The organism is Geodermatophilus sp. SYSU D00779 (assembly GCF_054050595.1).
The window spans coordinates 48,240-70,411 of the sequence record NZ_JBJGZQ010000002.1 but is presented as its reverse complement, the minus strand read 5'-3'; the positions used below and the strand labels follow the sequence as shown (position 1 = coordinate 70,411).

General features: G+C 74.8%; 22 protein-coding genes. 17 read left to right on the top strand and 5 right to left on the bottom strand.

The annotated features are described in order from the left end of the window. Complete coding sequence (gene ftsY, locus ACI79G_RS01680) at positions 1 to 1,227, top strand: signal recognition particle-docking protein FtsY (protein WP_456879113.1); 1,227 nt, start codon at positions 1 to 3, stop codon at positions 1,225 to 1,227. A 116-nt stretch (positions 1,228 to 1,343) separates the two neighbouring features. On the opposite strand, the gene ACI79G_RS01675 is transcribed toward ftsY, so the two are convergent. The 4 genes from ACI79G_RS01675 to ACI79G_RS01660 are packed head-to-tail and all read right to left on the bottom strand — an operon-like array spanning position 1,344 to position 3,892. Then, positions 1,344 to 2,093 carry an energy-coupling factor ABC transporter ATP-binding protein gene (locus ACI79G_RS01675; protein WP_456879109.1) on the bottom strand — a complete coding sequence of 250 codons (750 nt, stop codon included), beginning with the start codon at positions 2,091 to 2,093 and terminating at the stop codon, positions 1,344 to 1,346. Further along, entirely contained in the window at positions 2,090 to 2,872 is a 783-nt protein-coding gene (gene cbiQ, locus ACI79G_RS01670) for a cobalt ECF transporter T component CbiQ (RefSeq protein ID WP_456879107.1), read from the bottom strand. The genes ACI79G_RS01675 and cbiQ overlap by 4 nt, the downstream gene beginning before the upstream one ends. Before the next feature lies 1 nt (position 2,873). Then, positions 2,874 to 3,194, bottom strand: coding sequence for a PDGLE domain-containing protein (locus ACI79G_RS01665; RefSeq protein WP_456879105.1), 321 nt, complete (start codon positions 3,192 to 3,194; stop codon positions 2,874 to 2,876). Beyond that, complete coding sequence (locus tag ACI79G_RS01660) at positions 3,191 to 3,892, bottom strand: energy-coupling factor ABC transporter permease (protein ID WP_456879103.1); 702 nt, start codon at positions 3,890 to 3,892, stop codon at positions 3,191 to 3,193. Before ACI79G_RS01660 ends, ACI79G_RS01665 begins: the two co-directional genes overlap by 4 nt. Positions 3,893 to 4,241: 349 nt before the next feature. Between ACI79G_RS01660 and ACI79G_RS01655 the strand changes: the two genes are divergently transcribed. The 7 genes from ACI79G_RS01655 to ACI79G_RS01625 all read left to right on the top strand — a co-directional run bounded on the left by ACI79G_RS01655 (position 4,242) and on the right by ACI79G_RS01625 (position 13,586). Next, on the top strand, positions 4,242 to 5,609 hold the full coding sequence (locus ACI79G_RS01655) for an ammonium transporter (RefSeq protein WP_456879101.1): 1,368 nt from the start codon (positions 4,242 to 4,244) through the stop codon (positions 5,607 to 5,609). Further along, positions 5,606 to 5,944 (top strand): P-II family nitrogen regulator, encoded by a 339-nt coding sequence (locus ACI79G_RS01650; protein ID WP_091212422.1) that lies wholly within the window; start codon positions 5,606 to 5,608, stop codon positions 5,942 to 5,944. The genes ACI79G_RS01655 and ACI79G_RS01650 overlap by 4 nt, the downstream gene beginning before the upstream one ends. Before the next feature lie 138 nt (positions 5,945 to 6,082). Beyond that, on the top strand, positions 6,083 to 8,455 hold the full coding sequence (locus ACI79G_RS01645; RefSeq protein WP_456879099.1) for a [protein-PII] uridylyltransferase: 2,373 nt from the start codon (positions 6,083 to 6,085) through the stop codon (positions 8,453 to 8,455). Between the two features lie 88 nt (positions 8,456 to 8,543). Further along, on the top strand, positions 8,544 to 8,762 hold the full coding sequence (locus ACI79G_RS01640; protein ID WP_456879098.1) for a hypothetical protein: 219 nt from the start codon (positions 8,544 to 8,546) through the stop codon (positions 8,760 to 8,762). A gap of 289 nt (positions 8,763 to 9,051) precedes the next feature. Beyond that, entirely contained in the window at positions 9,052 to 10,653 is a 1,602-nt protein-coding gene (gene ffh, locus ACI79G_RS01635; protein WP_456879096.1) for a signal recognition particle protein, read from the top strand. Next, on the top strand, positions 10,650 to 11,735 hold the full coding sequence (locus ACI79G_RS01630) for an amidohydrolase family protein (RefSeq protein ID WP_456879095.1): 1,086 nt from the start codon (positions 10,650 to 10,652) through the stop codon (positions 11,733 to 11,735). Before ffh ends, ACI79G_RS01630 begins: the two co-directional genes overlap by 4 nt. A gap of 81 nt (positions 11,736 to 11,816) precedes the next feature. Then, the gene (locus tag ACI79G_RS01625; protein ID WP_456879091.1) at positions 11,817 to 13,586 is read left to right on the top strand and encodes a proline--tRNA ligase; all 1,770 of its coding nucleotides are present in this window, start codon (positions 11,817 to 11,819) and stop codon (positions 13,584 to 13,586) included. Here ACI79G_RS01625 and ACI79G_RS01620 read toward each other — a convergent pair. Further along, a complete protein-coding gene (locus ACI79G_RS01620; RefSeq protein WP_456879090.1) occupies positions 13,559 to 14,497 on the bottom strand; it encodes a helix-turn-helix domain-containing protein in 939 nt (312 codons plus the stop codon). The genes ACI79G_RS01625 and ACI79G_RS01620 overlap by 28 nt on opposite strands. A gap of 218 nt (positions 14,498 to 14,715) precedes the next feature. On the opposite strand from ACI79G_RS01620, the gene ACI79G_RS01615 reads away from it, so the two are divergent. From ACI79G_RS01615 to ACI79G_RS01575, 9 genes are all read left to right on the top strand, one after another. Beyond that, positions 14,716 to 16,899, top strand: a complete 2,184-nt coding sequence (locus ACI79G_RS01615) for a molybdopterin-containing oxidoreductase family protein (protein WP_456879088.1) — start codon at positions 14,716 to 14,718, stop codon at positions 16,897 to 16,899. Positions 16,900 to 17,032: 133 nt separating this feature from the next. Next, entirely contained in the window at positions 17,033 to 17,473 is a 441-nt protein-coding gene (gene rpsP, locus ACI79G_RS01610) for a 30S ribosomal protein S16 (protein ID WP_456879086.1), read from the top strand. 4 nt (positions 17,474 to 17,477) lie between these two features. Further along, entirely contained in the window at positions 17,478 to 17,714 is a 237-nt protein-coding gene (locus ACI79G_RS01605) for an RNA-binding protein (protein WP_091153035.1), read from the top strand. A gap of 26 nt (positions 17,715 to 17,740) precedes the next feature. Continuing rightward, positions 17,741 to 18,274, top strand: a complete 534-nt coding sequence (rimM, locus tag ACI79G_RS01600) for a ribosome maturation factor RimM (RefSeq protein ID WP_456879085.1) — start codon at positions 17,741 to 17,743, stop codon at positions 18,272 to 18,274. 47 nt (positions 18,275 to 18,321) lie between these two features. Beyond that, on the top strand, positions 18,322 to 19,065 hold the full coding sequence (gene trmD, locus ACI79G_RS01595) for a tRNA (guanosine(37)-N1)-methyltransferase TrmD (protein ID WP_456879083.1): 744 nt from the start codon (positions 18,322 to 18,324) through the stop codon (positions 19,063 to 19,065). Beyond that, the gene (locus ACI79G_RS01590) at positions 19,062 to 19,562 is read left to right on the top strand and encodes an NUDIX domain-containing protein (protein ID WP_456879082.1); all 501 of its coding nucleotides are present in this window, start codon (positions 19,062 to 19,064) and stop codon (positions 19,560 to 19,562) included. The genes trmD and ACI79G_RS01590 overlap by 4 nt, the downstream gene beginning before the upstream one ends. A gap of 146 nt (positions 19,563 to 19,708) precedes the next feature. Beyond that, complete coding sequence (rplS, locus tag ACI79G_RS01585; RefSeq protein ID WP_012949994.1) at positions 19,709 to 20,065, top strand: 50S ribosomal protein L19; 357 nt, start codon at positions 19,709 to 19,711, stop codon at positions 20,063 to 20,065. A 74-nt stretch (positions 20,066 to 20,139) separates the two neighbouring features. After that, the gene (gene lepB / locus ACI79G_RS01580) at positions 20,140 to 21,063 is read left to right on the top strand and encodes a signal peptidase I (RefSeq protein ID WP_456879080.1); all 924 of its coding nucleotides are present in this window, start codon (positions 20,140 to 20,142) and stop codon (positions 21,061 to 21,063) included. A gap of 267 nt (positions 21,064 to 21,330) precedes the next feature. Beyond that, a complete protein-coding gene (locus tag ACI79G_RS01575; protein WP_456879079.1) occupies positions 21,331 to 22,044 on the top strand; it encodes a LuxR C-terminal-related transcriptional regulator in 714 nt (237 codons plus the stop codon). Positions 22,045 to 22,172: the final 128 nt, after the last annotated feature.

Sequence of the window (22,172 nt, the reverse complement as noted above, 5' to 3'; positions counted from 1 at the left end):
ATGGAGTTCGTGCTGATCGCGATCGCGATCCTGCTCGTCGGGCTGGTCCTCGGGGTCAGCCTGCTCGTCGGTCGCGGCCGGCGGACCACCCGGCTGGACGACGACGCCGCCGCCGGCACCACGCTGACCCGGCCGCGCCCGCCCACGCCGACGACGGAGGCGCCGCCCCGGTCCTCGGGGGCGACGGCCAGCGGGATGGGGACGACGGCCGAGCCGGACGCCGTCTCGCCCGAGGCCCCGCCCGAGGTCGAGCTGCCCCCGGCCACCCCCGAGCCCGGCCTGGTCTTCGAGACCCCACCCCCGTCGGCCGGCCGGCTGGTGCGGCTGCGCTCCCGGCTGGCCCGCTCGCAGTCGAACCTGGGCCGCGGCCTGCTCACCGTCCTCACCCGCGAGCGGCTGACCGAGGACGACTGGGAGGAGGTCGAGGAGACGCTGCTGGCCGCCGACGTCGGCGTGGCCGCCACCCAGCAGATCGTCGACCGGCTGCGCACCCAGTCGATGGTGCTGGCCACCGCGTCGGGCCCGGAGCTGCGCCGGCTGCTGGTCCGGGAGCTGACGGCCGTGCTCGGCCCCGACCTCGACCGCAGCCTCGGCGTGGACCGGCACGACGGCCGGCCGGGCATCGTCCTGGTCGTGGGGGTCAACGGCGCGGGCAAGACGACGACGGTCGGCAAGATCGCCCGCGTCCTCGTCGGTGACGGCAAGAGCGTCGTCCTGGGTGCCGCCGACACCTTCCGCGCCGCCGCGGCCGACCAGCTGGAGACCTGGGGCGAGCGGGTCGGCGTCCTCACCGTGCGCGGCCGCGAGGGGGCCGACCCGGCGTCGGTCGCCTTCGACGCGGCGCGCACCGGGATCGAGGGCGAGGTCGACACCGTCGTGATCGACACCGCCGGCCGGCTGCACACCAAGGGCGGCCTGATGGACGAGCTCGGCAAGATCAAGCGGGTCGTCGAGAAGGTGGCGCCGGTGACCGAGGTGCTGCTGGTCCTCGACGCCACGACCGGCCAGAACGGCGTCGTCCAGGCCCGCGTGTTCACCGAGGCGGTGACCGTCACCGGCGTCGTCCTCACCAAGCTCGACGGCACCGCGAAGGGCGGCATCGTCGTCTCCGTGCAGCGCGAGCTCGGCATCCCGGTCAAGCTCGTCGGCCTGGGGGAGGGCGCCGACGACCTGGCGCCCTTCGAGCCGGAGGCGTTCGCCGAGGCGCTCGTCGGCGGCGCCGACTGAAGGAGGACCCCCTCCTCCGCACCCCTCGCAGGCTCGGGGCGGTGCCCTGGAGGGGCCGTTCCAGCACGTCACCAGGCTCGCCGGGCCGGGTCGGTCCGTGCACGACGGTGGGGTGGTCAGGGCACGGTGCGCGGATCGAACCCGTAGGGCAGCTCCAGCCGGTGGCGGGCCAGCAGGGCGGCGTCGGCGAGCAGCTCGCGGGTCGGCCCGTCGGCGACCACCACACCGCCGTCGAGCACGACCGAGCGCGGGCACAGCTGCAGGGCGTAGGGCAGGTCGTGGGTGACCATCAGCACCGTCACCGGCAGCGACTCGAGCACCTCGGCGAGCTCGCGCCGTCCGGCGGGGTCGAGGTTGGACGACGGCTCGTCGAGCACCAGGACCTCCGGGTGCATCGACAGCACCGTGGCGACGGCGACCCGCCGCCGCTGGCCGAAGGAGAGGTGGTGCGGCGGCCGGTCCGCGTAGCCGGACATGCCCACTGCGCCCAGGGCCTCGGCGACCCGGCGGGCGACCTCCGGCTCCGGCAGGCCGAGGTTGCGCGGGCCGAAGGCGACGTCCTCGCCGACGGTGGGCATGAACAGCTGGTCGTCGGGGTCCTGGAAGACGATGCCGACCCGCCGCCGGACCTCCTGCAGGTTCCGCCGGTCGACCGGCAGCCCGGCCACGTGCACGCTGCCGCGACCGCCGGTCAGGATGCCGTTGAGGTGCAGCACCAGCGTGGTCTTGCCGGCACCGTTGGGCCCGAGCAGCGCGACCCGCTCACCCCCCTCGACCCGCAGGTCGACGCCGTAGAGCGCCTGGTGCCCGTCGGGGTAGGCGAAGGCGAGGTCCTCGACGAGCAGGGAGGGGGCGGGGCCGGTCACCCGAGCAGCAGACCAGACGCCAGGACGGCGGCCGCACCCAGCGGGAGGGCGAGGGCGGTGAGCCACGCCTGCACGGGCACCGCCGCGGCCGGTGCGCCCGGTATCCGGCCGGTGTAGCCGCGGGACAGCATCGCGAGGTGCACCCGCTCGCCGCGCTCGTAGGAGCGGACGAACAGCGAGCCCGCTGCCGGCCCCAGCACCCGCAGCGCCGAGAGGTTGCGGCCCACGAAGCCGCGGGACTCCCGGGCCACCCGCATCCGGTGCAGCTCGCCGCCGACCACGTCGGCGTACCGGATCATGAACATCAGGATCTGCACGAGCAGCGAGGGCAGCCGCAGCCGCTCGAGCCCGGTCACCAGCGCCCGCGGCTCGGTGGTCGCCGAGAGGACGACGGCGGCGAGCACCGACAGCGTCGCCTTGGCCAGCAGCCCACCCGCGGCGACCAGGCCGCTCTCGGAGAGCGCGAGGCCGGCGACCTGCACGCGCGGCCCCTGGGCGACGAACGGCAGCAGCAGGGCGAACAGCACGAACGGCACCTCGATGGCGAGCCCCCGGGCCAGCCGGGCCGGCCGCACACCGGCCACGGCGGCGGCCAGCAGGACCAGCGCCAGGTACCCGCCGTAGGCCGCCCAGGCCCAGGGCGCGTGGACCGGGGTGGCCACGACGACCAGCGCGAAGCCGAGGACGGCGACGAGCTTGAGGTGCGGCTCCAGGCGGTGCACCGGGCTGGACCCGGCGAGGTAGGCCGCGCCCAGGACGCCGCCGTGCACTGCGGTCACCTCAGTCCTCCGCGGTCGCGGCGGACCGGCCGCGGCGGCGCAGCAGGAGGGTGAGGCCCCCGGCGAGCACCAGGGTCACCAGCACGCCGATGACCCCGGCCAGCCCACCGGAGAGGCGCTCGGAGTCGACGCCGGAGACGCCGTAGTCGGCCAGCGGCGAGGTCGCGGCCGCGCTGTCCTCGGCGGTGGACAGGAAGCCGGACTGCTCGGCCGCCCACTCCAGCCCGTCGGGGGAGGCGCTGGCGTAGGAGCTGACGACGCCCGCCACGACGAGGGCGGCGACCAGGCCGACGACCCACAGGGTGCGGCCCCGGCGGCTCATCGCGCGCCCGCCGGCATCGACGCAGGCCGCTCGGCCAGCAGGGTGGCCCGGCGCAGCGCACGGGCGCCGTACACCAGGTCGGGGCGGACGGCCAGGACCGCGCCGACGACCGCCACGGTGATGGCCGCCTCGCCGAGCCCGATGAGCACGTGCACGCCGCCCATGGCCGCGGCCACGGTGCCCACGGACACGTCGGCGACCCCGCCGACCGCGAACAGGCCGACGAAGACCAGCGCCGCCACCGGCACGGACAGGAACGCGCCCACGCCGGCGGCGGTCAGCACGCCGCCGCGCGTCGTGGGCAGCAGCCGCGCCAGCAGCCGGAAGACGCCCCAGCCCACCGCGACGGCGACCAGGCCCAGCAGGGTCACGTTGGTGCCCAGCGCCGTCAGCCCGCCGTCGGCGAACAGCAGCGCCTGCACCACCAGGACCACGGTCAGGCACAGGACCGCCGTCCACGGACCGACCAGGACGGCGGCGAGCAGCCCGCCCATCAGGTGGCCGCTGGTGCCGGCGCCGACGGGGAAGTTGACCATCTGCACGGCGAAGACGAAGGCGGCGGTGAGGCCGGCCAGGGGAGCGGTGCGCTCGTCGAGCTCACGCCGGGCGCCGCGGAGGGCGAGGGCGACGCCGCCGGCTGCCACGGCCGCGGTGGCGGCGGACGTCGGGGCGTCGAGGAACCCGTCGGGTACGTGCACGCTGCCTCCTCGGGAGCTCGCCCGGCCCCCAGCGGCGGGCGACTCCGGCCGACCTTATTGCACACGACTCGCAGTTGCACACAGGTCGCAACAAGGCGCGACGGGACCCGGGAGGGGCCCCGCAACACGGACGGAACACGGGAGCCGGACACGCGGCCCGGAGTTCACCGTCCGGAAACAGCGGCGCGCCGGTCGCCGAAACGTGCCGACGGCACCGTGAACGCCACGTCGCCCCCTCCCGTGAGGGGGTGCCGCTCAGCCCCTCGGCCCGGGCGTCCGCGACGTCCCGGCCCCCGCCCCGTGCGGCCCGCGCCCGATGCAGGCCGCACCGATCCGTCAGGAGGTTGCCGTGGACACCGGCGACACCGCTTGGGTCCTGGTCAGCGCCGCGCTGGTGCTGTTCATGACCCCCGGCCTGGCGCTCTTCTACGGCGGCATGGTCCGCGCGAAGAGCGTCCTCAACATGATGATGATGAGCTTCGGCGCGCTCGCCCTGATCAGCGTGCTCTGGGTGCTCTACGGCTACTCGATGGCCTTCGGCGACGACCTCGGCGGCGGCCTGCTGGGCGACCCGCTGGAGTTCTTCGGGCTCTCCTCGCTGCTGGGCACCAGCGGTCTGGACGGCGGCTTCCAGCCCGAGAACCTGGTCTTCACGGTGCCCTCGATGGCCTTCGTCGCCTTCCAGGCGATGTTCGCCATCCTCACCGTCGCGCTCATCTCCGGTGCCATCGCCGACCGGGCCCGCTTCGGCCCGTGGATGGTCTTCGCCGGCGTCTGGGCGACGCTGGTCTACTTCCCGGTCGCGCACTGGGTCTTCGCCTTCGACGGCGCGGAGTCCGAGACCGGTGGCTGGATCGCCAACGACCTGCTGGCCATCGACTTCGCCGGCGGCACCGCGGTGCACATCAACGCCGGCGCGGCGGGCCTGGCGCTGGCCCTGGTGCTGGGCAAGCGGCGCGGCTTCGGGCGCGACCCGATGCGGCCGCACAACCTGCCGCTGGTGATGATCGGCGCCGGCATCCTGTGGTTCGGGTGGTTCGGCTTCAACGCCGGCTCGGCGCTGGCCGCCAACGGGCAGGCCGCCGAGGTCTTCGTGACCACGCTGGTCGCCACGGGTGCGGCGGCCCTGGGCTGGCTGCTGATCGAGAAGCTGCGCGACGGCCACGCCACCTCGCTCGGCGCCGCCTCCGGCGTCGTCGCCGGCCTGGTCGCCATCACACCGGCCTGCTCGTCGGTGACGCCGCTCGGGGCGATCCTCGTCGGCCTGGTCGCCGGTGTCGTCTGCGCCCTGGCGGTGGGCCTGAAGTACCGCCTGGGCTACGACGACTCGCTCGACGTCGTCGGCGTCCACCTCGTCGGCGGCCTGTGGGGCACCCTCGCGGTGGGCCTGTTCGCCTCGGCGTCCACCACGGCCGGCGTCGACGGCCTCTTCTACGGCGGCGGTCTCGACCAGCTGTGGCGGCAGGCGCTGGGCGCCGGCGTCGTGCTGGGCTACTCGTTCGTCCTCACCATGGTGATCGGCGTCGTCATCGCCAAGACCATGCGCTTCCGGGTCTCCGAGGAGCACGAGGTGAGCGGCATCGACGGCGTCGTGCACGCTGAGACGGGTTACGACTTCGCCTCCCTCGGAGGCGGGGGCGGCAGCGCGACCCTGGGTGGCCAGGCGCACGCTGAGGCCCGGGGTGTCACCGTTCCCACCGAGAGGAGCCGGGCGTGAAGCTCGTCACCGCCATCGTCAAGCCGTTCAAGCTCGACGACGTCAAGAACGCCCTCGAGCTGATCGGCATCGCCGGGCTCACCGTCAGCGAGGTCCAGGGCTTCGGTCGCCAGCGGGGCCACACGGAGGTCTATCGCGGGGCGGAGTACCAGGTGGACTTCGTGCCCAAGGTCCGCATCGAGGTCGTCGTCGACGAGATCGACGCCGCCCGCGTCGTCGACGCGATCGTCGAGGCGGCCTCCACCGGCCAGATCGGCGACGGGAAGGTGTGGGTGACCACGATCGACGAGATCGTGCGCGTCCGCACCGGTGAGCGTGGCGCCGACGCCCTGTAGCAGGAGGACCCCGTCCTCCTCACGTCTCGCAGGCCCGGCGTGAGCCTCGGGACGGGGCCGGCCGGCCGGGGTGGCGGGGTCGCCTGCCACCCCGGCCGACGCCGTCCGGGAGACGTCTCAGAGGAGCGAGGGGGGAACGTGCTGGACACCGGGGCGCTGCCCGCACTACCGCGGGCCGAGCGCAGCGAGGTGCTCGACGCCTGGCTGACCGGCCTGCTGGACGCCGCGGTCGCGGGCACCCCGCCGCCCCGGCCGCGCCGCGGCGCCGCGCCCCCGCGCACGGGCACCGACGGCGTCGCCCTGGTCGCCGTCGGGAGCCTCGGCCGCCGCGAGCCCCCGCCGCACGGCGACCTCGACCTGGTCCTCGTGCACGAGGGACGGCCGGAGGTCGCCGCCCTCGCCGACGCCGTCTGGTACCCGATCTGGGACGCCGGACTGCGCCTGGACCACTCGGTGCGCACCGTCGCCGAGGCCGTCGGCGTGGCCTCCACCGACGTCAAGGCCGGCCTCGGGCTGCTCGACGCCCGCCTCGTCGCCGGGGACGCCGGACTCGCGGCGACCCTGCGCGCCGCCACCCTCGGCAGCTGGCGGCAGTCGGCGTCCCGGCTGCTGCCCCAGCTGCGCGACCTGCGCCGCGGCCGGGCCCGGCTGGTCGGGGAGCTGGCCTTCCTCCTCGAGCCCGACCTCAAGGAGGCCTACGGCGGGCTGCGCGAGGGGCAGGTGCTGCGCGCGGTGGCCGCCGCCCAGCTGGCCGACGAGCCCAGCGCCGAGGCCGAGGAGGCCTACGCGTTCCTGCTCGACGTCCGCGACGAGCTGCGCCGGCGCACCGGCCGACCGGCCGACGTGCTGGTCCGCCAGGAGCAGCGCCCGGTCGCCGTGGCACTCGGCCTGCCCGACGAGGACGAGCTGCTGCGCGAGGTGAGCCTGGCCGGGCGCCGGCTGGCCTTCGTCGCCGACGAGACGTGGCGGCGGGTGGAGGCCGCGCTGGTCCGCCCGCGCGGCCGGTACCGCCGGGTCCGCCGCGAACCGCTGGCCGAGGGCGTCGTCCGCCAGGGTGACGAGGTCGTGCTCGCCCGCGACGCCCGCCCCGCCGCCGACCCCGGCCTGGTGCTGCGCGGCGCGGCCGCCGCCGCGCGCGAGGACCTGCTGCTCTCCCCGTACACGCTCAAGGTGCTCGCGGTGCACTCCCCGCCGGTGCCCGAGCCGTGGCCGTCGGAGGTGCGCTGGTCGTTCCTGCGGCTGCTGGCCAGCGGGCGGCCCGCGGTGGCGGTCCTCGAGCAGCTGGACCAGGAGGGGTTGCTGTCCCGGCTGCTGCCCGAGTGGGACCGGGTCCGCTCGCTGCCGCAGCGCCACCCCTGGCACCGCTACACCGTCGACCGGCACCTGGTCGAGGCCGCCGCGGTCGCCGCGGAGCTCACCCACGACGTCGACCGGCCCGACCTGCTCCTGGTCGGCGCCCTGCTGCACGACGTCGGCAAGGGCTGGCCCGGCGACCACAGCGAGGTCGGCGAGCCGATCGCGGCCCGGATCGCCACCCGCATGGGCTTCGCCGAGGCCGACGTCGCCACGCTGGCCGCGATGGTGCGCCACCACCTGCTGCTGCCCGACACCGCGACCCGCCGCGACATCGACGACCCCGCCACGATCGACCGGGTGGCCGCGACCATCGGGCACGACCCCGCGCTGCTGCAGCTGCTGCACGCCCTGGCGCAGGCCGACGGCGCCGCGACCAGCTCCTCGGCCTGGTCGCCCTGGAAGGCGCACCTGGTCGCCGCGCTCGTCGCCCGGGTGCAGGCGCGGCTGGGCGGCAGCCCGGTGCCCGAGCCCGAGCCGGTGCTGCACCCGGGGGAGCCGCAGGTGAGCACCGGCGCCCCGGCCGACGCCGGCAGCGGCATCTCGGTCGGGGTGGAGGACGTCGCCGACGGCCAGCAGGTGACGATCGTCGCGCCCGACGGGCACGGCCTGTTCAGCAAGCTCGCGGGGGTGCTGGCGCTCAACCAGCTCGACGTGCGCGCCGCCAAGGTCAACGTCGTCGGCGAGCGGGCCACCGCCGTCTTCGCCGTCCGGCCGCGGTTCGGGCGGGCGCCGGTGGCCTCGATCCTGGCCGACGCCGTGCGGGCGGCCCTCGAGGGCACCCTGCCGCTGGCCGAGCGGCTGCGGCAGCGGGAGGCCGACTACCGGCAGGACGCCGCCCGTGGGACCCCACCGCGGGTGTCCTGGCACAACGGCGAGGTGACCGGCGACGCCACCGGCATCGTCGAGGTGCGCGCGGGGGACCGGGCGGGGCTGCTCTACCGGCTGACCGCGGCTCTGGTGACCGAGGGCCTCGACGTCACCTCCGCGCGGATCGAGACCCTCGGGGCCGACGCCGCCGACCACTTCTACGTCGCCAACCCCTCGGGGGAGCCGATCAGCAGCGACCAGCGGGTCCGCGTGGAGGCCGCCCTGGCCGCCGCCGTCCGGGGTGCGGTGCCCGACCCGGTGACCGGCCCGGCGGACACGCCGCGCTGAGGTCCGCGGTCCTGTCGTACCCCCGTGCCACCGTCGAGGGGCGAGTGGGACGGAACGGTCCCGCCGACGACGGCAGGGAGGCAACCGCATGACCGGCACGTCCTTCGAGGTCGCCGCAGCCGAGGGCAGGGTCTGGCCCTGCCCCTCCTGCGACGGGGACCGGGAGTTCGTCCAGCCGCCGTGCGTCGACGGGCACACCGAGGACGGCGGCGAGTGCCCCGAGTGGGCCTGCGCCGACTGCGGGACGGCGGTGTTCTCGGCCGCGCCGGTGGCCGCCGTGGCCGCGCCCGCCCGCCGCGCCGCCTGAGAGAGGACCACCCTCCCCCCACGCCTCGCAGGCTCGGCGCGGGACCCTGAAGGTGGCCGTTCCAGCACGTCACCCGGGCTGCGGCGGGACCCTGCGGGAGGACCGTTCCGGGGTCCCGGCCGCGGTCCGAACGCGGTCCGGCCGGTCGATCCCGCCGTCCCCCGGCCCGGGCTCGTTAGGCTGGTCGGGAGGTGGCGCGACGGCCCCGGGGCTCCCCGGACGCCGGAGGCCGAGCAGCCGGTCGGAGCGACCGGCCGGCCGCGCCCGCGAGAACTGCTGAGGACGTGCTGTGTTCGAGACCCTCTCCGACCGCCTGGACAAGGTCTTCAGCGGCCTGCGCGGCAAGGGCCGGCTGACCGACGCCGACATCGACGCGACCGCGCGCGAGATCCGCATCGCGCTGCTCGAGGCCGACGTCGCCCTGCCGGTGGTGCGGGCCTTCATCAACGCCGTCAAGGAGCGGGCGCGCGGGGCCGAGGTGTCCCAGGCGCTCAACCCCGCGCAGCAGGTCATCAAGATCGTCAACGAGGAGCTCATCGAGATCCTCGGCGGGGAGACCCGGCGGCTGCGCTACGCCAAGCAGTCGCCCACGGTCATCATGCTCGCCGGTCTGCAGGGCTCCGGTAAGACGACGCTGGCCGGCAAGCTCGGCCGCTGGCTCAAGGCCCAGGGCCACACGCCGCTGCTGGTGGCCGCCGACCTGCAGCGGCCCAACGCGGTCAACCAGCTCTCCATCGTCGCCGGCCAGGCCGGGGTCGACGTCTTCGCGCCCGAGCCGGGCAACGGCATCGGCGACCCGATCCGCGTCGCCGCCGACTCCGTCGACCACGCGCGGCGCACCATGCACGACGTCGTCGTGGTCGACACCGCCGGCCGGCTGGGCATCGACGCCGAGCTGATGGCGCAGGCCGCCGGCATCCGCGACGCCGTCCGGCCCGACGAGACGCTGTTCGTCGTCGACGCGATGATCGGTCAGGACGCCGTCACCACCGCGGAGGCCTTCCGCGACGGCGTGGGCTTCACCGGCGTCGTCCTCACCAAGCTCGACGGTGACGCGCGCGGTGGTGCGGCGCTCTCGGTCCGCTACGTGACCGGCCAGCCGATCATGTTCGCCTCCACCGGCGAGAAGCTCACCGACTTCGACGTCTTCCACCCCGAGCGGATGGCCTCGCGCATCCTCGGGATGGGCGACGTGCTCACCCTCATCGAGCAGGCCGAGCAGGCGTTCGACGCCGAGCAGGCCGAGAAGATGGCCGGCAAGCTCGTCAGCCGCGAGGGCTTCACCCTCGAGGACTTCCTCGAGCAGATGATGGCCATCCGCAAGATGGGCCCGATCGCCAACCTGCTCGGCATGCTGCCCGGCGCCGGGCAGATGAAGGAGCAGCTCAAGCAGGTCGACGACCGCGACCTCGACCGCACCGCGGCGATCATCCGCTCGATGACGCCGGAGGAGCGGGTCAACTCCAAGATCATCAACTCGTCGCGGCGGGTGCGCATCGCCAACGGCTCGGGCGTCACCGTCACCGAGGTCAACCAGCTGCTGGAGCGCTTCGCCCAGGCCCAGAAGATGATGGGCCAGATGGCCGGCAGCATGGGCCTGCCCGGCATGGGCCCGATGTCGAAGAAGGCCCGCGGGCGGCAGATGCAGGCCCAGTCGAAGAAGGGCAAGAAGGGCAAGGGGAAGGGGAGCGCCGCCAAGAAGGGGGGCGGCCCCGCGCGCCGGCCCGTCGGTGCGCCCGGTCTGCCGCCGGGCGCGGGCAACCCCTTCGGCGGCGGGTTCCCGGGCGGTGGGATGCCCGGTGGCATGCCCGGGCTGCCCCCGGGGCAGGGCCTGCCCGACCTCACCAAGCTCAACTTCGACCAGCCCGGGGACGAGCGGCCCTCCCGGTGACCGCCCCGACCCTGCACCTGTCCGGCGTCGTGCTGCCCGAGGGGGAGCACCGCGACCTGTGGGTCCGCGACGGCCGCGTCACCTTCGAGCCGGTGCCCGGCGCCGAGACGGTCAGCCGCGGCGGCTGGCTGGCGCCCGGTCTGGTCGACGCCCACTGCCACGTCGGCATCGGTCGGGGGGGAGTGCACGTCGAGGACCTCGCCGGGCTGCGCGAGCAGGCCCTGACCGAGCGCGCCGCGGGCGTCCTGGCGCTGCGGGACTGCGGCTCCCCGGTCGACACCCGCGCCCTGGACGACGAGCCGGACCTGCCGACGATCGTCCGCGCCGGCCGGCACATCGCCCGCACCCGCCGCTACATCCCCGGCCTGGCCGCCGAGATCGAGCCGGACGCGCTGGTCGAGGAGGTCCGGGCGCAGGCCCGCCGCGGCGACGGCTGGGTGAAGCTCGTGGGGGACTGGATCGACCGCGGCGTGGGCGACCTCGCGCCCGAGTGGCCGGCCGACGTCCTCGCGGCCGCGATGGCCGCCGCGCACGAGGAGGGCGCCCGGGTCACCGCGCACACCTTCGGCACCGACGCGCTGCCCGACCTCGTCGGCGCGGGCATCGACTGCATCGAGCACGGCACCGGCCTGACCGAGGAGCTCATCGGGCAGATGGTCGCCCGGGGCACCGCCGTCGTCCCGACGCTGGTCAACGTCGAGAACTTCCCGGACTTCGCCGCGCAGGGGGAGCGGAGGTTCCCCACCTACGCGAGCACGATGCGCCGGCTGTACGCGTCGTCGGGCGCCGTCGTGCGGGCCGCCTTCGAGGCCGGGGTGCCGGTGTTCGCCGGCACCGACGCCGGGGGCGGCATCGACCACGGCCGGATCGCCGACGAGGTGCGTGCCCTGCACGCGGCGGGCATCCCGGCCGAGGCGGCGCTGGCCGCGGCCTCGTGGGCGGCGCGCTCGTGGCTGGGGCTGCCGTGCATCGAGGAGGGGGCGCCGGCCGACCTGGTGGTCTACGACGCCGACCCCCGCGCCGACCTCGACACCCTGGCCCGCCCGCGGCGCATCGTCCTCCGCGGCCGCGTCGTCGCCTGAGCGCAGCGCCGGTGCGACGCACGCCCGGCCACCGCGCAAACCCGTGGACGGCGCCCGGCGGGCGCCTGGGAGACTCGTCGCGTGCTGTTGCGGATGTCCACCCTCTTCCTGCGCACCCTGCGCGACGACCCGGCCGACGCCGAGGTCCCGAGCCACCGCCTGCTGGTGCGGGCCGGGTACATCCGGCGAGCCGCGCCCGGCGGCTTCACCTGGCTGCCGCTGGGCTACCGGGTGTTCCGCAACGTGGAGCGCATCGTCCGCGAGGAGATGGACCGGATGGGCGCGCAGGAGGTGCACTTCCCGGCGCTGCTGCCGCGCGAGCCCTACGAGGCCACCAACCGCTGGACCGAGTACGGCCCCAACCTCTTCCGCCTCCAGGACCGCCGGGGCGCCGACTACCTGCTCGGCCCCACCCACGAGGAGATGTTCACGCTCCTGGTGAAGGACCTGTACTCGTCGTACAAGGACCTGCCGGTCACGCTGTACCAGATCCAGACCAAGTACCGGGACGAGGCGCGTCCCCGGGCGGGGCTCTTCCGCGGCCGCGAGTTCACGATGAAGGACAGCTACTCCTTCGACGTCGACGACGCCGGCCTGGACAAGAGCTACGCCGCCCACCGCGACGCCTACGTCCGGGTCTTCGACCGGCTGGGCCTGGAGTACGTCATCGTCTCGGCCATGTCGGGGGCCATGGGCGGGTCCAGGAGCGAGGAGTTCCTGCACCCGACCCCGATCGGTGAGGACACCTTCGTCCGCTCGCCCGGGGGGTACGCCGCCAACGTCGAGGCGGTCAGCACCGTCGTCCCCGAGCCGATCCCGCTCGAGGGGCTGCCCGAGGCCCACGTCGAGGACACCCCCGACACCCCGACCATCGAGACGCTGGTCGCGGTCGCGCAGCAGCTGTTCCCGGACGCCGGCTACTCGGCCGCCTCGACGCTGAAGAACGTCGTCGTCACGCTGGTGCACCCCGACGGCGCCCGCGAGCCGTTGGTCGTCGGCATCCCCGGCGACCGCGAGGTCGACACCAAGCGGCTCGAGGCGCAGGTCTCGCCGGCCGAGGTCGAGCCGTTCACCGACTTCGAGGGCCACCCCGAGCTGGTCAAGGGCTACATCGGCCCGCAGGTGCTCGGCGCCGAGAGCGCGTCGGGCATCCGCTACCTCGTCGACCCGCGGGTGGTGACCGGCACCCGGTGGATCACCGGCGCCAACGAGCCGGGCAAGCACGTCTTCGACCTGGTGGCGGGCCGGGACTTCACCTGGGACGGCGTCATCGAGGCCGCCGAGGTGCTGCCCGGCGACCCCGCCCCCGACGGCTCCGGCCCCCTGGAGCTCGCCCGCGGCGTGGAGATGGGCCACATCTTCCAGCTGGGCCGCAAGTACGCCGAGGCGCTCGACCTGAAGGTGCTCGACGAGAACGGCAAGCTGGTCACGGTCACCATGGGCTCCTACGGCATCGGCGTCTCCCGGGCCGTGGCCGCGATCGCCGAGTCCACCCACGACGAGCTGGGCCTGGTCTGGCCGCGCGAGGTCGCACCGGCCGACGTGCACGTCGTCGCCACCGGCAAGGACGCCGCGGTCTTCTCGACCGCGGAGGCCCTCGCCCAGGAGCTGGTCGCCGCCGGGCTCACCGTGCTCTACGACGACCGGCCGAAGGTCTCGCCCGGGGTCAAGTTCAAGGACGCCGAGCTGCTCGGGATGCCCACCATCGTCACCGTGGGTCGCGGGCTGGCCGACGGCGTCGTGGAGCTGCGCGACCGGGCGACGGGGGAGCGCGAGGAGGTGCCGGTCGACGGCGCCGCGGCCCGCGTCCTCGCCGCCGTCCGTCAGTCGCCGGCGGCCAGCGCCCGGTAGCGCGACGGGGTCATGCCGTAGGCCGCGCGGAAGGCCCGGCCGAACACCGAGGGGTCGGCGAAGCCGCAGCGGTGGGCGACGGCGGTGAGCGGCAGGTCGCGCGCGCCGCTGCGGGCCAGCTCCTCGCGGGCCCGCTCCAGCCGCCGGCGCCGCACGTAGCGGGCCGCCGTCTCCGCCTCGCCGGCGAAGAGCCGGTGCAGCTGCCGGACGGAGACGAAGTGGGCCGCCGCGATGGACCGTGGGTCCAGCGCGGGGTCGGCCAGGTGCTCCTCCACGTGCGCCCGGACGGCGGCCAGCAGGGCCCGGTCGCCCCGCGGGGGCCCGGCAGGGGGTCGGGGAGCGGCGCCGGCCGCGGTGGTCACCAGCTCGAGCAGCTCGCCGGCCAGCCGGTCACCGGGGTCGGTGCCCACGACGTCCCGGGTGCGCAGCAGGTCGGTCATCATCCGGCCCAGCACGCCGGTGAGACCCGACGAGCCGTCCATCCGCCGCGCGGTGAGCCCGGGGGACGTCGGGCCGGGCCGGCACCAGGTGAGGACCAGCAGCGACCACGCCGGCCCCGTGCCGGCGCGCAGCTCCCAGGAGAAGGGGCGGTGGGTCTCGTAGAGCGCGTAGTCGCCCGGTTGCAGCCAGCACTCCCGGCCGTCCTGCTCCACCCGGGCGCTGCCCCGCTCGACCAGACCGACCTGCACGTAGTGCCGCCGGTCGGTGCGGGCCAGGCCGGCGGTGCGCACCGCCCGCTGGTCGACCGACCGCACCCGCGACAGCTGCAGCGACCTCACCGCCCGGCTGCGCACCTCGCCGGGGAGCGGCCCCTCGGCGGAGGGGACGACGTCGAGGTCCACGAAGTGCTCGCCGAGCAGATCCTGCCAGGACCGCACCCCGGTCGAGCGACCGGTCCTCGATGTCGGCATGGCGGCCTCGCTGGCGGTCGGCTGCGGGAGTCGCGCGGCGCGTGCCGGGCCCGGCGCCCCGGATCCGGCGGACGACGGCCCGAGGGTGCCATGCGCCCCCGGCCGGGGGAAGGCGCCTGCGGTCGAGGACCTGGCACGCAGCGTCGAGCCGGGCGGGACCCCGCGCGCCACGATCGCCGCACCGCGCCGGGCCACCGGCGCCTGGGGAGGAGGCGACCATGTCGGTGACCGACCTGCCGATGCCGGGGACGACGACGGTCCGCGGCGCCTGCCCGTGCGACTGCCCGGACACCTGCGCGCTCGAGGTGACCGTCGAGGACGGTCGCGCCACCCGGGTCCGCGGCGACCGCTCGCACCCGTTCACCCGCGGCGGGCTCTGCGTGAAGATGAACGACTACGAGCGCACGGTCTACAGCCAGGACCGCGTGCTGCACCCGCTGCGGCGCACCGGCCCCAAGGGCGGCGGGCAGTTCGAGCGGATCTCCTGGGACGACGCCCTGGACGAGATCGTCGGCCGCTTCCGGGAGATCGCCGAGACCTCCGGGCCCGAGGCGATCATGCCGGTCAGCTACCTGGGCACCCAGGGCATCCTCAACGGCCTCAACGTCGGCGACCCGTTCTTCAACCGGCTCGGGGCGACCATCAGCGAGCGCACGTACTGCGACTCCGGCTCGTGCACCGCCTACGCGATGACGGTCGGGGCGACCGCCGGCGTCGACCCGGAGTCGTTCGTGCACGCCCGCTACATCGTGATCTGGGCCAACAACATGCTCAGCACCAACCTGCACCTGTGGCCCTTCGTCGCCGAGGCGCAGCGGCGCGGGGCCAAGGTCGTCGTCATCGACCCCGTCCGGCACCGGACCGCGCAGCACGCCGACTGGTACATCCCCATCCGTCCGGGCACGGACGGGGCGCTGGCCCTGGCCATGGCGCACGTGATCATCGGCGAGGGGCTGACCGACGAGGACTACGTCGCGCGCTACACCGTCGGCTTCGACGAGCTGGCCGAGCGGGTGCGGCAGTACACCCCGGAGTGGGCGAGCGGGGAGACCGGCATCCCGGCCGAGGACATCCGGACGCTGGCCCGCGAGTACGCCGCGGCCAGCCCCTCGGTGATCCGCATCGGGGTCGCGATCGAGCGGCAGGCCGGCGGCGGGCAGACCGTGCGGGCGATCTCCTGCCTACCGGCGCTGACCGGCGCCTGGCGCGAGCCCGGTGGCGGACTGCTGCAGCTGCCGCTGTGGGCCTTCCCGGTCAACTGGCCGGCCTTCCTCGGCGCGGAGTTCATCCGGCCCGGCACCCGCGTGGTCAACCAGTGGCTGCTGGGCCGCGCGCTGACCGGTGAGCTGGCGCTGGACCCGCCGATCCGGGCGCTGGTGGTCTACAACAGCAACCCGCTGGTGGTCTGCCCCGAGCAGGACCGGATGGTCGCCGGGCTGTCGCGCGAGGACCTGTTCACCGTCGTCAGCGAGCACTTCCTCACCGACACGGCTGACTACGCCGACATCGTGCTGCCCGCGACGACGCAGCTCGAGCAGCGGGACCTGATGTTCTCGTGGGGCCACTTCTACGTGACGATGAACGAGCCCGCGGTGGCGCCGCTGGGGGAGGCGGTGTCCAACACCGAGCTCTTCCGCCGGCTGGCCGCGCGGATGGGCTTCACCGAGCCGGTGTTCACCCGCACCGACGAGCAGATGATCGCCGAGGCGTTCGACTGGTCCTCCCCGGTGATGGCGGGCATCACGCCGGAGACCCTGGCCCGCGACGGCTGGGCCCGGCTGCGTCTGCCGGGCCCCGACGAGTACGCCCCGCACGCCGAGGGCGGCTTCCCGACGCCGTCGGGGAAGGTGGAGTTCGTCTCCTCCGCGGCCGCCGGCGGCAACTTCGTGCTACCGCTGTTCCGCCAGGGCTCGAACGAGCACCAGCCCGGTGAGCCGGTGGACCCGCTGCCGCACTACGTGCCGCCGCGGGAGTCCGCCGGTTCCGGCCGCCACCCGCTCACCCTGCTGTCGCCGAAGTCGCACGCCTACCTGAACTCCAGCTTCGCCGACCGGCCGGGCCAGCAGCGCGTGCAGGGGGGACCGGCCCTGCACATGCACCCGGACGACGCGGCCGCCCGGGGCCTCGTCGAGGGTGCGGAGGTCTCCGTGGTCAACGACCGGGGCCGCTTCACCGCCCGGCTGCACGTCACGGCCGACGTCGCGCCCGGCGTGGTGGTCTCCCCGATGGGGGCGTGGCGCAAGCACTCCCGCGGTGCCACGGTCAACGCGCTGAGCCCCTCGGTCTTCGCCGACCTGGGCCGCGCGCCGACCTTCTCGGACAACCGCGTGGAGGTCGAGCCGGTGCGACCGGTGGACGCCGCTGCCCCGGCCGGAGTGGCCGGTCGCGCGGATCTGGCATGATGGACGGTCGAACACGGCGGTGGGCGGCCCTCTCACCGTTGCCGGCCGTGTCCAGCCGCACCGCCCCCGGCGTACCCCCACGCGTCGCTCCGGGCGGGCACACGACCTGCGTTCGAGGAGAACACCACACACCGTGGCCACCAAGATCAAGCTCATGCGCCTGGGCAAGATGCGCGCGCCGTACTACCGCCTCGTCGTCGCCGACTCCCGCACCAAGCGCGAGGGTCGCGTCATCGAGACGATCGGCAAGTACCACCCCAAGGAGGAGCCCTCCTTCATCGAGGTCGACTCCGAGCGGGCGCAGTACTGGCTGGGTGTCGGCGCGCAGCCGACCGAGCCGGTCGCGGCCATCTTCCGGGTCACCGGTGACTGGCAGAAGTTCAAGGGCGAGGCCGCGCCGCCGCCCATGAAGGTCGCCGCCCCGAAGCCGGACAAGAAGGCCCTCTACGAGGAGGCCGTCCGTGCCTCGGGTGAGGAGCCGGCCGCCGGCGCCACCACCCCGAGGAAGAAGGCCGCTCCCAAGGCCGACGACGCGGCGGCGAGCGACGCCCCCGCCGAGACGCCCGCCGAGTGAGACCGTGCTCGAAGAGGCGCTCGAGCACCTGGTCAAGGGCATCGTCGACCACCCCGAGGACGTGACGGTCGACCTGCTCACCAACCGTCGCGGCAAGACCCTCGAGGTCCGGGTGCACCCCGACGACCTCGGCAAGGTCATCGGCCGCGGCGGCCGCACCGCCAAGGCGCTGCGCACGGTGATGACCGGCGTCGGCGGCCGCGGCCTGCGGGTCGACGTCGTCGACACCGACGGGCGCTGAGCGCCTCCTCCTGAGCACCACCGCTCGTGAACGCAGAACCGAACGACCCCACCGACACCGTGGTGGTCGGCCGCATCGGCCGGCCCCACGGTGTCCGTGGTGAGGTGACCGTCGAGGTCCGCACCGACGACCCGGACCTCCGGTTCGCGCCGGGTGCGGTCCTGCGCACCGACCCCGTCGACCGCGGGCCGCTCACCGTGGCCGGCCGACGCTGGCACCGCGAGGTGCTGCTGCTCGCCATCGAGGGCGTGGAGAGCCGCGAGGCGGCCGAGGAGCTGCGCAACACCGAGCTGCACGTCCCCGTGGCCGAGCTGCCCGCCCTCGAGGACCCCGACGTCTTCTACGACCACCAGCTGGTCGGCCTGACCGCCCGCCTGCCCGACGGCACCGAGCTGGGCACGGTGGACGCCGTCCGCCACGAGGGCGCCGACCTGCTCGTCGTCCGCCGGGTCGAGGGCGGGGAGCTCCTCGTGCCGTTCGTGACGGCGATCGTCCCGACCGTCGACCTCGCCGGCGGCTCCCTCGTGGTCGACCCGCCCGAGGGGCTGCTCGACCTGTGAGCGGCTCTGTGACCGGGCCGGCTCGGCCGGGCGGGAGCGGAGCGGGAGTGTCGAGCCCGCCGTTCCGGGTGGACGTCGTCACGATCTTCCCCGAGTACCTGGCGCCGCTGCGGCAGTCGCTGCTGGGCAAGGCCGCCGAGCGCGGCCTGGTCAGCGTCGGCGTGCACGACCTGCGGCAGTGGACCGACGACGTCCACCGCACCGTCGACGACGCCCCCTACGGCGGCGGCCCGGGCATGGTGATGAAGCCCGAGCCGTGGGCCCGGGCGCTGGAGACCGTCCGCCCGCCCGGCACTCGCCTGGTCGTGCCGACCCCCGCCGGCCGTCCGTTCACCCAGGCCGTGGCCGCCGAGTGGGCGCGTGAGCCCGGCCTGGTCTTCGCCTGCGGCCGCTACGAGGGGATCGACCAGCGGGTCGCCGACTGGGCCGCCGAGGCCGGGCCGGTGTCGGAGGTCTCGATCGGCGACTACGTGCTGGCCGGCGGCGAGTCGGCGGTGCTGGTCATGGTCGAGGCCGTGACCCGGTTGCTGCCCGGCGTCGTCGGCAACCGGGAGTCCGTCGAGTACGACTCGCACGCCGACGGTCTGCTCGAGGGGCCGTCCTACACCCGCCCGGCGTCCTGGCGCGGCCACGACGTCCCGCCGGTGCTGCTGTCCGGCGACCACGCCGCGATCGCCCGGTGGCGGCGCGCGGAGTCGCTGCGACGGACGGCGGAGCGCCGTCCGGACCTGCTCGCGGCGCTGCCCGAGGACGCGCTCACCGCCGCCGACCGCGCCGTCCTCGACGAGTGACCTCCCGGGCGGTGGTGCGGCCGACCGCGCGGGTCGTCGTCCTCGACCCGTCCGGGCGGGTGCTGCTGCTCGGCGCCCGGCTCACCGACCCCGCCGTCCCGCCGGGCGACGTGCTGTTCTGGTACACCCCCGGCGGTGGCGTGGAGCCGGGGGAGGGCGTGCGGGAGGCCGCCGCCCGGGAGCTCGCCGAGGAGATCGGCCTGGTCGTCGACCCCGTGCAGCTCGAGGGGCCGGTGTGGTTCCGCCGGCACGTCGGCCCGTTCGCCGGCGTGCAGATCGACTCGCGGGAGACCTTCTTCGTGCTGCGGGACGTGGTGCACGAGGTGGACGCGAGCGGGCGCACCGAGCTGGAGCTGCTCGGTGCCGAGCCGCACCGCTGGTGGAGCGCCGAGGAGGTCGCCGTGAGTGGCGAGACCTTCGCGCCGCGAGAGCTGGCCGACCTGCTGCCGGAGCTGTCCACCGGCCCGTGGACGGGGCCGCCGCGCTTCGTCGGCTGAAGATGTGGCACAGTAGAGAGCTGCTGCGGACGCATCGCCCCCGTCGACGGCGAGCTCCTCCCGGAGCGCAGCGCCCCGGATCGGACAGCCGGGGGCGCCTGCTGTCCGCACCGCAACGACATGACCGCTAGGACAGGACTGCCGCGATGAACACCCTGGACGTACTCGACGCCGACTCGCTGCGCGACGACATCCCCGAGTTCCGCCCGGGTGACACCGTCAAGGTGCACGTGCGCGTCATCGAGGGCAACCGCTCCCGCATCCAGGTCTTCCAGGGCGTGGTCATCCGCCGGCAGGGCGGGGGCATCCGCGAGACCTTCACCGTCCGCAAGGTCAGCTTCGGTGTCGGCGTCGAGCGCACCTTCCCGGTGCACACGCCGGTCGTCGAGAAGATCGAGGTGCTGACCCGCGGTGACGTGCGTCGCGCCAAGCTGTACTACCTGCGCGAGCTGCGCGGCAAGGCCGCCAAGATCAAGGAGAAGCGCGAGACCGTCTCGCGCTGACACTCCGCGCTGACACGACGCAGGCCGGTCCGGCCTGACCACGGCGGGTCCTCCGCGGCCGTACGCTGGCTCCGATGAGCAGTGACCGGCCCGGGAGGCCCGCCGACGTCGTTCCGGAGGGGGAGGACCCCCAGGCGACCGGGTCCACAGCCGATGCCGGCCCCGTCCGCCGTCCCGGTGGCCGTGCCGCCCGCCGGCGCGAGGAGGCCGACAAGGGCTCGCTGATCCGCGAGCTGCCGGTGCTCCTGCTCATCGCCTTCGTGCTCGCCCTGCTGGTGAAGACCTTCCTGGTGCAGGCGTTCTTCATCCCGTCGGGCTCGATGGAGCGGACGCTGCACGGCTGCCCGGGCTGCACCGGCGACCGCGTCCTGGTCAACAAGGTGCCCTACTGGTTCGGCGAGCCCGAGCCCGGCGACATCGTCGTCTTCGAGGGGCCGGAGAGCTGGTCGCCGGAGGTGGACGTCCAAGAGCCGGGCAACTGGCTCTCCAGCGGCCTGCTGTGGCTGGGCCGCGCCATCGGGGTGGCGCCGCCGAGCGAGGACGACTTCGTCAAGCGGGTCATCGCCACCGGCGGCCAGACGGTGCAGTGCTGTGACCCCGAGGGCCGGGTCACGGTGGACGGCGAGCCGCTCGACGAGCCCTACGTCTTCGAGAACACCCCGCTGGAGAGCCGGGCGTTCGGTCCGGTCACCGTCCCCGAGGGTCGGCTGTGGGTCATGGGTGACCACCGCTCGGCGTCGGCGGACTCGAAGGCGCACATCGGCGACGAGTGGTCCGGAACGGTCGCCGTGGACGACGTCGTCGGCAAGGCCGCGCTGATCGTCTGGCCGCTCGACCGTTTCAGCACGCTCGGCTCGCCCGACATCCAGGGGACCGAGGCGGCCGGCGTGCCGGTCTCCGGTGCCGCGGCGGTCGCCGCCCCGTACGCCATGGGTCTGGTGGGCGCGGTGCCGCTCACCGCCTGGCGACGGCGACGACGCCGGTCCCGCGGCGACTGACGGATCCCGCGCTCCTCCCTCGACCCGCACCTCCCGGCACCCCGGGGCGTGCGGGTCGAGTCGTTCCCGGGCTCCCCGCGGAATGGCGTCGCCATGTCGACACGAATGCAGCGGGTCGCCATTCCGGCGTTTCTCGTGTGACTGGTCGCGGCTCGAAGTGGTGTCCCGAAGATTTCTCGGAAAATGTTGGAAAACCATTCAAGCACCCGTCTCACCCGTCCGATGGAGTTCGTGAGAAGTTCCCCGAACGTGTGAAACGGAGTCATTGTGTCCGCACCCATGGCGAGCGCCGCCCGCGGCGTCACCCGCGTGCTCATCCTCGCCGACGCCCCCGTCCTGCGCCGTGGGCTCGTGAGCATGGTGAACGAGACCGCCGGCATGCAGTCGGTCGGGACTCCGGGCGAGCTGCGCCGCGCCCTCACGCTGGTCGAGACCGCCCGCCCCGACGCGGTGGTCGTGGAGCTGGGCCAGGGCCGCGCCGCGACCCTGAACGCCTGCCGCGACCTGCGCCGCCGGTACCCCCGGGTGACCATCGTGGCCCTGGGCACCTCCGAGGACCCGGCCGTGGTGAACGAGGCCCTGGCCGCCGGCGTCCGCGGCTACCTGATGATCAACACCTCGCCGACCCTGCTCGGCTGGGCCATCCTGGCCGCCCGCGCCGGCCGCACCGTCGTCGACCCGCAGATCCGCCGGGTCGAGCCGTCGGCCGCTCCGGCCGCCAAGCCGTTCACCCCCGAGGTGCCGCTGACCCGCCGCGAGTCCGACGTCCTCGACGAGCTGATCCAGGGCCAGTCGAACCGGCAGATCGGCCGCAACCTGTTCATCAGCGAGGACACCGTCAAGTCCCACGTCAAGGCCATCCTGCGCAAGCTCGGTGCCCGCGACCGGGCGCACGCCGTCTCCCTGGTGCTCTCCTCCCGCACCCCCGCCGCCTGCACCTGCGGCGCCCACGCCCTGACCCCGGCCGAGGTCGAGGCCTGAGGGAGGACCCCCTGCCCCTGCCCTGGCCCCGTCCAGGGCACCGCCCCGAGCTTGCGAGGGGTGGAGAGGACGGGGTCCTCCAACCTGCAGGGGCCGTGCGGACCGTCCGCCTCCTCGGCGATCCGCAC